We start from the raw sequence: 15,435 nt of genomic DNA, 5'->3' as shown, positions 1-15,435 counted from the left end.
CTGGTAGCCGAGCGGCAGGAGCAGCAGGGCCACGGCGGTCGTGCCGAGCGGAATGCGGATGTCCATGATCGAAAGTCCCTTCAGGATTTCTTTGATGGACATGTGACGGCGGCGGCGATCCGATCCTTGGGTCAGGCGCGCGTTTTTTTTGGTTTCGGCTTCGGCGTAAGCGGCGCGTGCGGCGGCAAGCGCTGCGGCCTTGGCATTGGCACGCGGCGGCGGCACGGGCGACTGGCCCAAATTTTCGAACGGATCGGGACGGTGATCGGTCATAGGAGCCCCCTCAATGTCTTGCGGGCTTCGTGAACGTGGAAGGAAACGGTGGCCTCCTTGATCCCCATGATCTCGGCGGCCTGGGCGTGACTCATCTCTTCGGCATAAACCAGCAGCACGGCATCGCGCTGCTTTTCGGGAAGGTTTCGGACAGCCGCCCAAAGCTGGCTACTGGTCGTCGCGTCTTCCTGGTTTGGCGCTTCTTCGGTCGGCGCGATCTCGGCATAGGCGTCCACGTGGGCGCCGCGGCGGCGGCCGGCGCGCTGCCAGTCGCGGACCATATTGAGCGTGATGCGATAGACCCAACTCGAAAAAGCGCTGCGCCCGTCGAAAGATTGCAGCGCTGCTCCGAGGCGAACGCAGACGTCCTGCGCGATGTCTTCGGCGTCATGACCGTTGCCGCACCAGCGCCATGCAGTGCGGTAGATGCGGTCATATTGATCCTCGATCAATTCGGCAAAGGCCTCGGCATCGCCATTCTGGGCGCGCCGAACCAGCGCCTCGGTGAAGGCGGCCATTGGATCGGGTATGGATGCGGCAGTCAGTCCCACCAATCGTGCCTGCACAGAAAGCCTCTTTGCAGCTAGTTTAGCTATAGGACGCCAGTGCCGCTGCATTCCTTTGGTCGTCGCCGAAATTTTTCTGTATGGAGACGAGCATGTCCGAAAGCCCCTTCAAGCTGAACCGCACGCGCATCTTCATCCTCGCCATGGGCGCGTTCGTGCTGCTGATTGCCATATCGATGATGATGGGGGGATTGGGGCAGTATCAGGCCCTGCGAGACGCCGCCAATGCGGCGAAGGAGCCGACGGCGGAGCAGGTGGCGCAGTAAATCTCTGGCGAATCTACAAATTGCCTGCCAATCTTCTTACGGGAAGAGGAGTTTAGCGTGGCAACCAAAGCAGATCTTCGCGATTGGGTTTACTCTGCCGTACAGGGTGCTGGCGGCAAAGCAACAATTGTCGATGTAGCAAAACATATCTGGCTTAATCACGAGTCGGAACTAAGAGCATCGGGCGCCTTGTTCTACACGTGGCAATACGACATGCGCTGGGCCGCTCAAGACCTAAGACGAACCGGCCGTTTTGCCTCAATTCCAGCTTCAGAAAAGCGGTACTGGGAGCTCAAAGCCTAAGCCACCAACGCCTGCGGCACCGCTTCTGCGATAAACCCACCGCCCAGCACTTCGGCGGTCTGGCCGTCGTCGGCATAGAAGACACAAGCCTGACCCGGCGAGATGCCGTATTCGCCAGTGACGAGGGTCACAAAAACCTCACCATTCTGCATCTGGATCACGGCCGGCTGCGGGCCACGGGTTGAGCGGACTTTTACTTCGACCGGGGCGCCATTGCCGGCGCTGGCTTCGGCAAGCGGGACGGCACCAAGCCAATTGACGTCGCGGAGGCGCACCGTGTGCGTCTTGAGCGCTTCGCGCGGGCCGACGATGACGCGACCGGCGCGATGGTCGAGCTTGACCACATAGAGCGGTTCGCCAGCGGCGACGCCGAGGCCCTTGCGCTGGCCAATGGTGTAATTGACGATGCCTTCATGCGTGCCGAGCACGCGACCGTCGAGATGCACGATCTCGCCCTGGGCCAGCGCCTCGGGATGCATCTTGCGGATGATATCGGCATACTTGCCCTGCGGCACGAAGCAGATGTCCTGGCTGTCGTGCTTTTCCGCGATCTCGAGGCCGAATTCGCGGGCAAGCTCACGAACGGCGGGCTTGCTCAGGCCGCCAAGCGGGAAGCGCAGAAAATCGAGCTGCTGCTGGGTGGTGGCGAAGAGAAAATAGGTCTGGTCCCTATCGCTGTCGACCGGGCGGAAAAGCTGGCGGCGACCGTCTTCGAGGAGGCGCGTCTGCACATAGTGGCCCGTGGCCAGAACGTCGGCGCCAAGATCGCGGGCAACGGTCATCAGGTCGACGAATTTTACCGACTGGTTGCAGGCAATGCACGGCACCGGGGTTTCGCCCTGCTGGTAGGCATTGGCGAAAGGCTCGATCACCGAGGCTTTGAAGCGCTCTTCATAGTCGAGCACATAGTGCGGAATACCGAGCTTGGCCGCGACGCGGCGGGCGTCGTGAATATCCTGGCCGGCGCAGCACGCGCCCTTGCGGTGCGTGGCTTCACCGTGATCGTAAAGCTGCAGGGTGACGCCGATGACTTCATAGCCCTCTCGGGCGAGTACACCGGCAACGACGGAGGAGTCGACGCCCCCGGACATAGCGACAACAACGCGCGTGTCCTCGGGACGCTTGGCGATATCAAGCGAATTCAACATGTCTTTCCAATCCGGATGGGTTCAAGGGCCAACGGATAAGTGTGAGGGCGCGTCATACCGCCATTGCGCAATTCTGGCAATTGCCCTGCCCGGCAGGAATTGCCGGGTTGAGGGCGAAACTGACCCAAAGGGCACCGGAGGACAGGCGGACGGCGTGGATCCCGGCAGGGCGAGCGGCCCGTTAGGAGCCTGAAAACAAAGGCATTTCAAAGGGTGGAGGCGAGTTGGCAAGGCTCTTGCATTGTCCGTCAGGAGTTCTTTCGTGTTCGAAGAGGCGCAATCGTGGCTTCACAACTGGCAAATCTTTTGGTCTCGGCTATCGGCTCCGCCGCAAAGCCGATGCAGCCGCCCGTCAAATCCAACAATGACGACCAGTTCGCGCGCCTTCTCGACGCTCCGGCGACCCCGCCCAAGCGCAATGATGCGCCGGCGGCGCCGAGCAGTGATGCCCAGCCGGCACAGGCCGAGGCTGCGCCTGCCGATAAACCCGAGACCACGGAAGCCGCTGCTGCAACTGCGCCGACCGACGAGAATACCGAGAAGGAAACCGGCGACGAAACCAGCACCACATCGCTGGCCGACTCGCTGCTGGCGGCGCTTGCTGCGCTCGGCCTGACGACCGAAGGCGCGACGGATGGCGAAGCGGGCGAAGGCGATCTTGTCGACCCGGCTGCGCTTGAGGACATCAAGGACGCGATCGGCGAACTTTCGCAATTGCTGGGCATGGACGTCGCAACGCTCATGCAGCAGTTGGCAGCTCTCGCCAAGAATGTTGCTGCCGAGGGCGGCGGGGAAGCCGAACTGACGGCCAAGCTCAATGGCTGGCTGGGCGAGCGCCTCGGCGCGGCCGGGCTGACGCTCGACGCCAATGCCGAGGCAAGCCTTGCCAAGCTGATGGACGGGCTCGGCGACTTCGCCAAGGCTATTCCGGCGGAACCGGAGCTGGCTTCGGCCCAGCTCAAGATGCCCGAGCCGGTACTGGCAGCAAAGACTGCCGCCACCGAGCCCAAGCTGGAAGTGAGCGAACCCGAGCTCAAGGTCGAGCCGGAAAGCCTCGAGCGCAAGGCCGAGGCCAAATCGGGCGAGCCGGCGGAAGCCAACCAGAACAAGGGCCCGAACAACCAGGCCCAGGCGGCCCGCCCCAATGGCGGCCAGGACAATAATCTCAATCTGACCCCGGCCGCGCCCGCCGCGGCGCAGGCCGATGCGCCCCAGAAGCTCGATGCGGCAACGACGCCGCGCGTGGTGCAGACAGGCTACCAGACGAGCCAGCAGCAATTGAACCTGCCGCAGATCGCTTTCGAGCTGTCGCGCCAGGTGACAGACGGCAATACCCGCTTCCAGATCCGGCTCGACCCGGCGGAACTGGGGCGCATCGACGTCAAGCTCGAGATCGACAGCAATGGTCAGGTTCATGCCCGGCTGACGGTTGAAAAGGCCGAAACGCTCGACCTGATGCAGCGCGACCAGCGCGCGCTGGAAAAGGCGCTGCAGCAGGCCGGTCTCGATCAGAGCAAAACCAATCTCGAATTCTCGCTCAAGCAAAACCCCTTCGCCGGTGATCAGAACCAGCGTTCGGGCGATGAGCGCAGCGGGTCGGGTAACAGCCAGGATAGCCAAGAGGAGACAGAAGTCTCCGCCCCCGCCATCACCCTTTATCGCGGCGCGCTCCAGGCGAGCGGCCTCAATATCCTGGCATAAGGACGTTTTATCATGGTCGACGGCGTTTCCGGATCGTCCTCAGCAAGTAACAGCTCGCTCAACTCTTCGCGCCAGACGATCGCGCAGAATTTCGACACCTTCCTGTCGATCCTGACCACGCAGCTCAAGAACCAGAACCCGCTCGATCCGCTGGATACCAATCAGTTTACCCAGCAGCTCGTGCAGTTCACCGGCGTCGAGCAGCAGCTCAAGACCAACACGTTCCTTGAAAGCCTTCTGGCCTCGACCCAGACGGCCGGCCGCATGGACGCTGTGGGCTATATCGGCAAGCAGGTCACCGTTTCGGGCAAGACCACCCAGCTCAGCGGCACCAACGCCATGTGGGGCTACAATGCCGAGGCGAACGTGGCCAATGCCACCATCACCATCAAGAACGCTTCGGGCGACGTGGTCTATACCCAGAACGGCTCGCTCAACATGGGCGCCGGCACCTTCGCCTGGGACGGCATCTCTTCGGATGGCCAGCCCCAGCCGGATGGTCTCTATACGATGAGCATCGAAGGCACGAACCTGTCGGGCAAGGCCGTCAAGGTCACGACCTCGTCCATCGGCATTGTCAGCGCCGTCGACTTCTCGAGCGGCACGCCCATGGTCACCGTTGGCGCCGCCAAGGTGCCGCTGAGCGACGTTTCGGAAGTCCGTATCCCCGATGCGCCCACGACCCCCGGCAAGGACGACGACACCAAGGCCTGAGGCGACAGTCTCACGCCTCGGCCGTCACCTTAAGGCCAGCTAACTGTTCGGATATCTCCCATAGGCGCCGGGCGACGACCTCGTCCGCCGCCAACGCCGGCACCTTCGAGAGCGAGGGATAGCCGCGGGTTTCGCTGAGCGCATGCGGGCCATAATAGGCGCCCGGCGCGATGTCTGGCGCCGTTGCGGCATAAAGGGTCGGCAAGGCGCCCTGCGCGGCCGGCTGGAAGACAAACCACAGGGCGGAGCGTGCAGCACTCATCAGGCTGCCTCGGCCCGGCGCATTGTGCAAAAGCTCGGTGCGCGAAACGCCGGGATGGGCCCCAAGGCTCGTCAGGTCCCAGCCCTGTGCGGTGCTTTGGCGCTGCAGCTCGAAGGCAAACATCAGGCAGGCGAGCTTGGATTGGCTATAGGCCTGCATGGGTTTATAGGTCTTGCGACTTTGCAGGTCCTCGAAATCGATCTTTCCCTGACGGGCAGCAACGCTCGACAGGGTGACCACACGAGCTTCCTTTCCGCGCCGCAGGAGCGGCAATACATGCGCCGTGAGTGCGAAATGGCCGAGATAATTGGTGCCGAACTGCAGCTCGAAACCGTCTGCGGTCTCCTGCCTTTCGGGCGGCACCATGACCCCCGCATTGTTGATCAGGACATCGAGGCCATCCAATTGGCCTTTGAGGCGCGTGGCGAAATCCTCGACGGATCGGAGGCTAGCGAGATCGAGCTGCTCGAAGCGGACCGCGGCGGTAGGGATAGCCTCACGTATGTTGGCGACGGCCTCCGCACCCTTTTGCGGATTGCGGCCGGCAATGATGACAGTGGCGCCGGAGCGCGCCAGCGCCAGCGCATCTTCATAGCCGAGGCCGCCCGTGCCGGTGACGACGACCGACCGGCCCTGTTGTGGGGGGATATCTCTAACAGTCCACTTTTCCATCGGACGCGTCCTTCCTTGCAATTATGCACCCAGTGCAAAAATATATATTGCACCGAGTGCAGAAATTTCAAGAGGCTTGCGCAATGACGACGATGGGTGACGAGGAGGGCGTGCGGGAGAAGAAGCGGCGCGAGACCCGGCAACGCATCGTCGATGCCGGACTGAAGCTGTTCGGCACCAATGGCTATGAAGCAACGACACTGGACGCCATCGCCGCCGAGGCCGCCATTTCGCGCCGGACGTTTTTTCACTATTTCAAATCCAAGGACGAGATCCTCATCTCGATGCAGGCCGGCCTTGGGGAACAGCTTTCGGCAGCGCTCCGGGCCCAGCCCATCGACAGGCGCCCACTGGCAGCCTTGCGCGCCGCTATGCTGGGCTTGGTCGCGCCCTACTCTCCAGAGAGCCTCCTCGCCATCGACAGGCTGATGCGATCGAGCGAGACGGTGCAGGCTCGCAAGCAGGCAAGCTATATCCGGGATGAGGCCATGGTGTTCACCGCGCTGCGCGAGCATTGGCCGGACGAGCCCGAACCGCAGATGCGGCTACTGGCGTCATTCGCCATCGCCACGGTGCGTCTCTCGCTCGATACGTTCAGCCGGGAAGAAGGAAGGCGCTCGCTGGGTACTTTGCTCGAGGAAAGCTTTGACGCGCTGGAACAGCTAACGCGGCAGACATGAAGTCCCGATGACGGTTCAATTGATTGATTTTCCGTCGTATTCTTAACCGGTTGTAAGTTTCCTTTTAGCGGTATCTTAAGGTCACCGTCCTACTCTCTTGGTCATATGGTCAGGTTGAGTAGAGAGTAAAATGACCGTACAGATGCGTCCTCGCGTAAAGTACGTTATCGGTCCGGACGGTAGCCCGCTCACCATTGCGGATCTGCCTCCCGCCAATACCCGTCGTTGGGTAATTCGCCGCAAGGCGGAAGTTGTTGCCGCCGTGCGTGGTGGTCTCCTGAGCCTCGAAGAGGCTTGCGAGCGCTATACGCTCAGCGTCGATGAGTTTCTTAACTGGCAGGCTGCCATCGACAAACATGGCCTTGCCGGATTGCGGACAACCTGGATTCAGCACTACCGAGAGGGCTGAAATCTTGGGTCACGACTATAGCGTAGCCCCCACGGCCTGAGGCCCTGGGGGTTTTGCGCGTTTTGGCGCTGGGTTGCCCAGAGCTGCGTGGTCCGCCCACCCTCACCGTGTCATCCCCGCGAAAGCGAAGATCTTCGTTTCAAAGAGGGATTCCCGCTTTCGCGGGAATGACGCCGTGGATTGGATGGCCCTGACCGCTACAACAGCCCAAAAATCTAGACCATGTCGTCCGGCATCCAGCGCGCGCCGGCGGGGCGTTGCTTCAGGCGCTCGTAATAGGCCTGCACATGCGGCATCGGCTTGTGGTCGAAGGGCACGATGAACCAGCGATGGACCGATAGAGCCAGCACGATATCGGCGATGCTGAATTCCTCGCCAGCGATGAAGGCATTCCCCTTCCCCAGCTCTGCCTCGAGCAGCTCCATTCGCGCAGTCCAGGTGGCGATTGATTCGGCAATTTTTGCCGGGTCGTTGTAACCGGGACGCTTCCGGACCAATGCGTTGAGCGCATAACCCCAGGGCGGATTGAGCTCGGTTGCCTGCCAGGTGAACCACTGCAATGCGAGCCCAAGCGCCCGTGGCGCCTGGGGAAGGAGCGCAGAACGGGTCTGGGCGAGGTAGATCAGGATGGCATTGCTCTCCCAAAGGACGCTTCCGTCATCTTCCACGAAGACGGGCACCTGGGCATTGGGGTTAAGAGCCAGAAACGCGGGGTCATTCGGGTCGCGCAGCGGCAATCCCCAGTCTTCCCGCTCGTAGGAAATTCCCAATTCGTCCAGTGCCCACAGTACTTTGCGCACATTGATCGAGGTTACGCGCCCGAGCACCCGAACCATTTTTCACTCCTGAGTCGACTAGGCAGTTTTTGCCTGATTTTTCGTTTTCGGGCGAGTGGTTAAGAGATTGTTTACCATCTGATGGGTAATTTTTGCCCAGCGGTCGACGGGGGCTCCGACGATTGCACTTGACCAAACTCGAGTGACAGCGTGGAAAGTCTAACTACTCTCATCAATCGCATCGGCATGCCTCGCATCGCCGCCATGGCGACGGTGGCCGTCCTGATCATGGGCTTCTTCGTCTTCCTGATGATGCGAGCCCAGACCCCGAACCTTTCCCCGCTCTATAGTGGCCTCAGCCTCGAAGACTCCTCGGCTATCATCTCCCAGCTCGAAACGGCCAACGTGCCCTTCGAACTGCGCGGCGACGGCGACACCATTCTCGTGCCCCGCGACCAGATCACCACGCTGCGCATGAACCTCGCCGGTGAAGGCCTGCCGAGCAAGGGCCAGGTCGGCTATGAAATCTTCGACCAGCAGTCGACCCTGGGCGCCACGAGCTTTGTGCAGAACATCAACAATGTTCGCGCTCTCGAAGGCGAACTGGCCCGCACCATTTCCTCGCTCGCCCGCATCAAGGGGGCCCGCGTCCACCTCGTGCTGCCCGAGCGCGAACTTTTCCGCCGCGAACGCAAGGACCCATCGGCGTCCATCGTGCTGTCCGTGCGCGGCGCACTGTCCAACGGCGAAATCCGCGCTATCCAGCACCTCGTGGCCTCGGCCATCGAGGGCCTGAGCCCCCAGCGCGTCTCGATCGTCGATGATGCCGGCAACCTTCTCGCTTCGGGCACCGAAGATGATGGCCTCGGCGCCATGTCCGGCCAGGCCGAAGAACGCTCGCTGGCCTTTGAGAACCGCATCCGCACCCGCGTCGAAGACATGCTGGCCAATGTGGTCGGCGCCGGCCGGGCCCGCGTCGAAATCTCCGCCGAGATGGACTTCAACCGCTCGACCGTGACTGAAGAAACCTTCGACCCCGAAGGCCAGGTCGTGCGTTCGACCCAGACCCGTGAAGCCCAGAACCAGTCCGGCGCTGCCGCCGGCCAGGTGACCGTCGCCAACGAACTGCCGGGCGCCAGCGGCGACGGGGCTACCAACGGCAATACCGAACAGGGCAATTCGACCGAGGAAGTCGTCAACTACGAGATTTCCAAGAAGACCCAGACGGCCGTGACCGAAGCCGGTGCGCTCAAGCGCCTGTCGGTCGCCGTGGTTGTCGATGGCACCTATGCCGACGACGGCGCCGGCAACATGACCTACACCGCGCGTTCCGCCGACGAGATCGCCCAGATCCTGACGCTGGTCCGCTCGGCCGTTGGCTACTCCGCGGAACGCGGCGACAATGTCGAAGTCGTCAACATGCAGTTCGCCGAACGTCCCGAGCTTGCTCCGCCCGGCACCGACCAGGCAGGCGGTCTCCTCGACTTCACCCGCGACGACCTGATGAACGGCGCGGAAATGGCCGTGACCCTGCTCATCGCACTGGCTCTGCTGTTCTTCGTGCTGCGTCCGCTGCTCAAGAAGGTCATCAGCCCCGAACCCGAACCGCTGGCCCTGCCGGCCGCCGTGGAACTGGGCCAGGGCACGACGCTCGATGCCGAAGGCAATGTCATCACCAGCATAACGGGCGAGCCAATGAGCGACGCGGCCCGGGCCGCCCTCGCCAACCACGACTGGATCGAAGACGCCAAGGCGCTCGGCGAACAGCAGCTTCAGCAGCTCAAGTCGGTCGGTTCCCTTGTCGAAGAAAATCCCAAGCAAGCAGCGCTGATCGTGCGCGGCTGGCTCTCCAACGCAGCGTGATCTGACATGGCCCTAGTTGCTCAAGCCATCGAGACCCCGGAAGCCCGCTCAGGCGGCCCCCAGCTCAAAATCGGCGGCGCCTCGAACTACCGTGCCCTCAAGGGCGACGAAAAAGCGGCGGCCCTGATGCTGGCGCTCGGCCCCGATCACGGCAAGCCGATCTTTGAAGAACTCGACGAACACGAGATCAAGACGCTCTCGCGCGCCATGGTCAAGCTCGGCCCGATCACCCCGGCCATGCTCGACGAACTGATGGCCGAATTTGTCACCAACATCGCCTCGAACGGCAATGTGGCGGGCAATTCGGACTCGACCGAACGCCTGCTGCTGAGCTTCCTGCCCGCCGACCGCGTCGACGCGATCATGGAAGAAATCCGTGGCCCGGCCGGCCGCAACATGTGGGAAAAACTCTCCAACGTGCAGGCCGACGTTCTCGCCGCCTATCTCAAGAACGAGTATCCGCAGACCGTTGCCGTGATCCTTTCCAAGATCGCGCCGGAACACGCCTCCGACGTGCTCGCCTCGCTGCCCGAGGAACTGGCCATGGAAGTGGTGCAGCGCATGCTCGGCCTAGACGTGGTGCAGAAGGAAATTCTCGAAAAGGTCGAGCAGACGCTGCGCACCGAATTCATCTCGACGCTCAACACCTCCAAGCGCCGCGACAGCCACGAACTGATGGCCGAAATCTTCAACACCTTCGACCGTCAGACCGAAGCGCGCTTCATCACCAGCCTCGAGGAAAAAAGCCGGGAAGACGCCGAGCGCATCAAGTCGCTCATGTTCACCTTCGAAGATCTGGCCAAGCTCGACATGTCGGCGATCCAGACCCTGCTCGGCCGCGTCGACAAGCGCGAGCTGGCCCTCTGCCTCAAGGGCGCCAACGAAGAGATCAAGGACTTCTTCCTCAAGAACATGTCGACCCGCGCGGCCAAGCTGATGCAGGACGACATGATGGCCATGGGCCCTGTCCGCCTCAAGGACGTGGACGAAGCCCAGGCGCGCATGGTGTCGGTTGCCAAGGACCTGGCGGCGAAGGGGGAAATCCTCATCGTCAAGTCCAAGGGCGACGACCAGATGATCGGTTGACGCCATGGCCGCCCTTGCCCGTTTCACCTTCGATCTCGATCTGGCCGACCACCCGGCCCTGCCCCATTCGGTCATGCCGGACCTGCCGCCCGAGCCGGCCGGCATTGCCGAGGACGTGGTCGAGCGCCTCGTGCGCGAAGCCCGCGAAGAAGGCTATGCCGAAGGTCTGGTCGCAGGCGAAGGCAACGCCACCTCGATGGCGAGCCAAACCATTGCTGCCGCCGCCGGAACGCTGGCCGCTCATGCCGCGAGCATGACCGCCGCGCTCGATGACGCGCGCGCCGAAAGCCACAAGCACGCCGTGGACCTTGCCGTGAGCGTCGGCCGCAAGCTGGCTTTCCATCTCGTCGGCCGCGAGCCGACTGCCGAACTCGAAGCACTGATCGCCGAATGCATGCCCAGCCTTTCGGGCGTGCCGCATCTGGTGATCCGCTGCCACGCCGATCTGGCCGACCAGATCCGCGACATCGCCACGGCCCAGATCGCCACCTCCGGTTATGCCGGACGTCTGGTGGTGATGGGCGAACCAGATATCCGTCTCGGCGACGGCAGGCTCGAATGGGTCGATGGAGGTCTCATCCGGGACGCCAACGGGCTCGATGCCGAGATCGATGAGACAATCACCGCCTATCTCGCTGCCAAGGCGAACAAGGCCGGATCACATATAGCCAAGGAGAGCGGTGAATGAACCCGACCGATCCTCAGACCGACGCAGCAGAAATGGAAGACTTCGGCGCAGCCGACATGCCCGACCTCGGCTCCGACAGCCGCGCGGAGGCCTATATCGAGCGCACCGCGGACGACCTCGAAGCCGTGTTCGACGTGCCCGTGCGGGTATCGGTCGTGCTCGGCCGCACCAAGATGCCGGTCGCAAGCCTCCTCAAGCTCAACACTGGCACCGTGGTCGAACTCGACCGACAGGTCGGTGAAGCCGTCGAAATCTACGTCAACGACCGCCTCGTGGCGCGTGGCGAAATCGTGCTGGTGGAAAACAGGCTCGGCGTCACCATGACCGAGATCATCAAGCCCCAATAATAAGAACGGGAGTGACTGCTATGCGTCTCCTCATCGTCGGAGCCCTCGAAGGTCAACTGAGCCAGGCCACCAAAATGGCCATGGACGGCGGCGCCAAGGTCGCTCACGCCCCCAGCATCGATATTGCCATGGCCTCGCTTCGCACCGGCCGCGGCGCCGACCTGCTGCTGGTTGACGTGATGATGGACATAGCAGGCCTTATCGCGGCGCTCGAAGCCGAGCGCATTGCCATTCCCGTGGTTGCCTGTGGCGTTGAGACCAATGCCGCTGCCGCCGTCAACGCCATCCGCGCCGGCGCCAAGGAATACATCCCCCTGCCCCCCGACGCGACGCTGATCGCCGCCGTCATCCAGGCCGTCTCCCGTGACAGCGAAGATTTCCTCTTCCGCGACCCGGCTATGCAGCGCGTCGTCAAGATGGCCGAGCAGGTTGCGGCCTCCGAGGCCTCGATCCTGATCACCGGCGAGAGCGGCACCGGCAAGGAAGTCGTCGCCCGTTTCGTGCACTCGCGCTCCAAGCGCGCCAACAAGCCTTTCATCTCGGTCAACTGCGCCGCCATTCCCGAAGCGCTGCTTGAATCCGAACTTTTCGGCCACGAGAAGGGTGCCTTCACCGGCGCCATCGCCCGCCGCGTCGGCAAGTTCGAGGAAGCAACGGGCGGCACGCTGCTGCTCGACGAAATTTCGGAAATGGATGTGCGCCTGCAGGCAAAGCTGCTGCGCGCCATCCAGGAGCGCGTCATCGACCGCGTCGGCGGCACCAAGCCCGTGCCGGTCGATATCCGCATTCTCGCCACCTCGAACCGCAACCTGACCGAAGCGGTGCGTGAAGGCTCGTTCCGCGAAGACCTGCTGTTCCGCCTCAACGTGGTCAACCTGAAACTCCCGGCCCTGCGCGAGCGTCCGGGCGACATCGTGGCCCTGGCCGATCATTTCGTTGCCAAATATGCCAAGGCCAATGGCCTGCCAAAGCGCGAACTCTCCGAAGACGCGCGCACGGCCCTGCTCCATGCTCCCTGGCCGGGCAATGTGCGTGAACTCGAAAACACCCTGCATCGCGCGGTCCTGCTGGCCACCGGCACCATGATCGGTTCGGAAGCCATTGTGCTGCCCGACGGCATGGGCCTCAACGAAGCCGCGCGCACCAATTCGCCGGCTCACCTGCTGGCCGAAACCGCCGAAGCCATGTCTCGCGCCCTTGTCGGCCGGACCGTGGCCGATGTGGAGCGCGAACTGATCCTCGACACGCTCGACCATACCTGGGGCAACCGCACGCACGCGGCCAATATCCTCGGTATCTCGATCCGTACCCTGCGCAACAAGCTCAACCAGTATTCCGATGAAGGGCTCAGCATTCCTGATCCCGGCGAACGGCGGAACGTGGCTTGAGCGACCGCCTCGCTCAGCAAACCCTGATCTCCCCCTCTCCCGTCCCGGGCGAGGGGTTTTCGACTTTGGCCTGAGGCCATAGGACCGGCACGATGACCGATATTTCTTCTTCCCCGTCTCGCTTCAACTTCAAGCTGCCAACGCCGATGGCGGTGCTGGATACGCTGCGCTCGGGCGATATCGCGCTGGCCACCGGCGTGATGGGGCTGATCATCATCCTCATCGTGCCGCTGCCGGCCCTGCTGGTCGACGGCCTGCTCGCCATCTCGATCGTCTTCTCGGTGATGATCCTGATGACATCGCTGTTCATCCAGAAGCCGCTGGAATTCTCGTCCTTCCCGACGGTCCTGCTGATCGCCACCATGTTGCGACTGGGCCTCAACCTCGCCACGACGCGTCTGATCCTGTCGGAAGGCCACAACGGCCCCGCCGCTGCCGGTCACGTCATCGAGGCCTTCGGCAACTTCGTGACGCGCGGCAATTTCGTCATCGGTACCGTGATCTTCATCATCCTCGTGATCGTGAACTTCATCGTCATCACCAAGGGTTCCGGTCGTATCGCTGAAGTCGCGGCGCGTTTCAGCCTCGACGCCATGCCCGGCAAGCAGATGGCCATCGACGCCGATCTTTCGGCGGGCCTCATCGACGAAGACACCGCCAAGCGCCGCCGTGCCGAACTCGAAGGCGAAAGCGCCTTCTTCGGTAACATGGACGGTGCGTCCAAGTTCGTGCGCGGCGACGCCATCGCCGGCCTCATCATCACCTTCATCAACATCGCCGCTGGCATGGCCATCGGCATCATGCAGGAAGGCCTTTCCCCCGCCGAAGCCGGCAGCGTCTATACGCTCCTGACGATCGGCGACGGTCTCGTCTCCCAGATCCCGGCGCTGATCGTTTCGACCGCAGCCGGTATCCTCGTGTCGAAGTCCGGCGTGACCGGCGCAGCCGACAAGGCACTGACCGCTCAGTTCAGCGGCTATCCCAAGGCCCTGGGCATGGCCTCGGCCGTGATGGCTGGCCTCGCTCTCCTGCCCGGCATGCCGCTCCTGCCCTTCCTCGCCCTGTCGGGTGGCGTTGGCTATGCCGCATTCCGCGCCTCGAAGAGCAAGGCTGCCCGTGAAGTGGTGGAACGCGCCAAGACCGTGGCCGACGCTGCCGCCAAGGCACCCCAGGGCGCTCCGGGCATGCCCGGCGCCGCGCCGTCTGGCGAACCCCCGATCAGCGACAGCCTCAAGATCGACGATCTCAAGCTCGAACTCGGCTATGGCCTCCTTGGCCTCGTCAAGGAAGACGAAACCGGCACCGACCGCCTCACCGAGCAGATCAAGGCCCTGCGTCGTCAGCTGGCCCTTGAACTGGGCTTCGTCATGCCGCCGGTCCGCATTCTCGACAACATGCAGCTTGAGCCCAACGACTATAAGGTCCGCATCAAGGAAGTGGAGGCCGCCCACGGCCAGATCCACGCCAACCTCCTGATGGTCATGGACCCCTATGGCAATCCGATCGACCTGCCGGGCAACCAGACGACCGAACCGACCTTCGGCCTGCCGGCAACCTGGATCGACCCGGCCCTGCGCGACGAAGCCGAACTGCGCGGCCTCTCGATCATCGACCCCTCGACCGTCATCTCGACGCACCTGACCGAAGTGCTCAAGGCAAACGTCGCCGAGCTTTTGAGCTACGCCAATGTGCAGACCCTGCTTTCGGGCCTGCCCAAGGATCAGCAGAAGCTCGTCGAAGACATCATCCCGAGCCAGATTTCGGTGTCGGGCGTGCAGCGCGTGCTGCAGGCTCTTCTCACCGAACGCATCTCGATCCGCGATCTCTCGACCATCCTCGAAGGCATTGCCGAAGTCGCCGCGCCCGGCCGTTCGATCCAGGCGATCACCGAGCATGTGCGCAGCCGCCTTGCCCGCCAGATCTGCGCTGCCAATCTCGGCCAGGACGGCAACCTGCCGCTGCTCACGCTCTCCCCGCAATGGGAACGCGACTTTGCCGAAGCCATGGTTGGCGAAGGCGAACACCGGCACCTGGCCATGGCGCCGAGCCGGCTCCAGCAGTTCATCATGTCGGTGGGTCAGGCTTTCGAAAAGGCGGCCCAGCAGGGCGAATTGCCGGTGATGATCACCTCACCCTCGATCCGTCCGCATGTCCGCGCCATCATCGAGCGCTTCCGTCCGCAGACGGTGGTGATGAGCCAGAACGAGGTTCACCCGCGCGTCCGCCTCAAGACGGTGGGTGCCATCTAGGCTTCCCGGCAACATCAGGAATGCGAAAGGGCGAACCACTGGTT

The 15,435-nt window shown here is 62.8% G+C and carries 16 protein-coding genes and 1 pseudogene; 12 read left to right on the top strand and 5 right to left on the bottom strand.

What is annotated here, in order from left to right:
* Window positions 1-273 (bottom strand): annotated as a pseudogene (locus tag ABW043_RS03295) (hypothetical protein); the annotation flags it as partial.
* A complete protein-coding gene (locus ABW043_RS03290; protein WP_295416238.1) occupies window positions 270-791 on the bottom strand; it encodes an RNA polymerase sigma factor in 522 nt (173 codons plus the stop codon). The pseudogene ABW043_RS03295 and the gene ABW043_RS03290, both read right to left, overlap by 4 nt.
* Window positions 792-931: 140 nt before the next feature.
* Between ABW043_RS03290 and ABW043_RS03285 the strand changes: the two genes are divergently transcribed.
* Together ABW043_RS03285 and ABW043_RS03280 are read left to right on the top strand one after the other, a co-directional pair.
* On the top strand, window positions 932-1,105 hold the full coding sequence (locus ABW043_RS03285) for a hypothetical protein (RefSeq protein ID WP_353919810.1): 174 nt from the start codon (window positions 932-934) through the stop codon (window positions 1,103-1,105).
* A 57-nt stretch (window positions 1,106-1,162) separates the two neighbouring features.
* Window positions 1,163-1,408 carry a hypothetical protein gene (locus ABW043_RS03280; RefSeq protein ID WP_353919809.1) on the top strand — a complete coding sequence of 82 codons (246 nt, stop codon included), beginning with the start codon at window positions 1,163-1,165 and terminating at the stop codon, window positions 1,406-1,408.
* Here ABW043_RS03280 and mnmA read toward each other — a convergent pair.
* Window positions 1,405-2,556, bottom strand: a complete 1,152-nt coding sequence (mnmA, locus tag ABW043_RS03275) for a tRNA 2-thiouridine(34) synthase MnmA (RefSeq protein ID WP_353919808.1) — start codon at window positions 2,554-2,556, stop codon at window positions 1,405-1,407. The genes ABW043_RS03280 and mnmA overlap by 4 nt on opposite strands.
* Before the next feature lie 282 nt (window positions 2,557-2,838).
* Here mnmA and ABW043_RS03270 point away from each other — a divergent pair, with 282 nt between their 5' ends.
* The gene (locus tag ABW043_RS03270) at window positions 2,839-4,257 is read left to right on the top strand and encodes a flagellar hook-length control protein FliK (protein WP_353919807.1); all 1,419 of its coding nucleotides are present in this window, start codon (window positions 2,839-2,841) and stop codon (window positions 4,255-4,257) included.
* 12 nt (window positions 4,258-4,269) lie between these two features.
* Window positions 4,270-4,971: a flagellar hook assembly protein FlgD gene (locus tag ABW043_RS03265; protein ID WP_353919806.1), complete on the top strand. Its 702-nt coding sequence runs from the start codon at window positions 4,270-4,272 to the stop codon at window positions 4,969-4,971.
* Window positions 4,972-4,981: 10 nt separating this feature from the next.
* On the opposite strand, the gene ABW043_RS03260 is transcribed toward ABW043_RS03265, so the two are convergent.
* Window positions 4,982-5,905: an oxidoreductase gene (locus ABW043_RS03260; RefSeq protein WP_353919805.1), complete on the bottom strand. Its 924-nt coding sequence runs from the start codon at window positions 5,903-5,905 to the stop codon at window positions 4,982-4,984.
* A gap of 83 nt (window positions 5,906-5,988) precedes the next feature.
* On the opposite strand from ABW043_RS03260, the gene ABW043_RS03255 reads away from it, so the two are divergent.
* Window positions 5,989-6,585, top strand: a complete 597-nt coding sequence (locus tag ABW043_RS03255; protein WP_353919804.1) for a TetR/AcrR family transcriptional regulator — start codon at window positions 5,989-5,991, stop codon at window positions 6,583-6,585.
* Between the two features lie 130 nt (window positions 6,586-6,715).
* Entirely contained in the window at window positions 6,716-6,994 is a 279-nt protein-coding gene (gene sciP / locus ABW043_RS03250; RefSeq protein ID WP_035085775.1) for a CtrA inhibitor SciP, read from the top strand.
* Window positions 6,995-7,209: 215 nt separating this feature from the next.
* Here the strand turns inward: sciP and ABW043_RS03245 are convergent, their stop codons facing one another.
* Entirely contained in the window at window positions 7,210-7,830 is a 621-nt protein-coding gene (locus ABW043_RS03245; RefSeq protein ID WP_353919803.1) for a glutathione S-transferase family protein, read from the bottom strand.
* Between the two features lie 150 nt (window positions 7,831-7,980).
* On the opposite strand from ABW043_RS03245, the gene fliF reads away from it, so the two are divergent.
* The 6 genes from fliF (at window position 7,981) to flhA (ending at window position 15,391) form a co-directional block, all read left to right on the top strand.
* A complete protein-coding gene (gene fliF / locus ABW043_RS03240; protein ID WP_353919802.1) occupies window positions 7,981-9,633 on the top strand; it encodes a flagellar basal-body MS-ring/collar protein FliF in 1,653 nt (550 codons plus the stop codon).
* A gap of 6 nt (window positions 9,634-9,639) precedes the next feature.
* On the top strand, window positions 9,640-10,719 hold the full coding sequence (gene fliG / locus ABW043_RS03235) for a flagellar motor switch protein FliG (protein WP_353919801.1): 1,080 nt from the start codon (window positions 9,640-9,642) through the stop codon (window positions 10,717-10,719).
* A 4-nt stretch (window positions 10,720-10,723) separates the two neighbouring features.
* Window positions 10,724-11,407: a FliH/SctL family protein gene (locus tag ABW043_RS03230; RefSeq protein WP_353919800.1), complete on the top strand. Its 684-nt coding sequence runs from the start codon at window positions 10,724-10,726 to the stop codon at window positions 11,405-11,407.
* A gap of 56 nt (window positions 11,408-11,463) precedes the next feature.
* Window positions 11,464-11,754, top strand: a complete 291-nt coding sequence (gene fliN, locus ABW043_RS03225; RefSeq protein WP_353919811.1) for a flagellar motor switch protein FliN — start codon at window positions 11,464-11,466, stop codon at window positions 11,752-11,754.
* A gap of 20 nt (window positions 11,755-11,774) precedes the next feature.
* Window positions 11,775-13,142 carry a sigma-54-dependent transcriptional regulator FlbD gene (gene flbD, locus ABW043_RS03220; RefSeq protein ID WP_353919799.1) on the top strand — a complete coding sequence of 456 codons (1,368 nt, stop codon included), beginning with the start codon at window positions 11,775-11,777 and terminating at the stop codon, window positions 13,140-13,142.
* Between the two features lie 92 nt (window positions 13,143-13,234).
* The gene (flhA, locus tag ABW043_RS03215) at window positions 13,235-15,391 is read left to right on the top strand and encodes a flagellar biosynthesis protein FlhA (RefSeq protein ID WP_353919798.1); all 2,157 of its coding nucleotides are present in this window, start codon (window positions 13,235-13,237) and stop codon (window positions 15,389-15,391) included.
* Window positions 15,392-15,435 lie beyond the last annotated feature (44 nt).

It is taken from the genome of Devosia sp., from assembly GCF_040509215.1.
Taxonomy (GTDB): domain Bacteria; phylum Pseudomonadota; class Alphaproteobacteria; order Rhizobiales; family Devosiaceae; genus Devosia.
The sequence above is the reverse complement of the archived record's forward strand: the minus strand, read 5'-3'. Positions and strand labels throughout refer to the sequence as shown.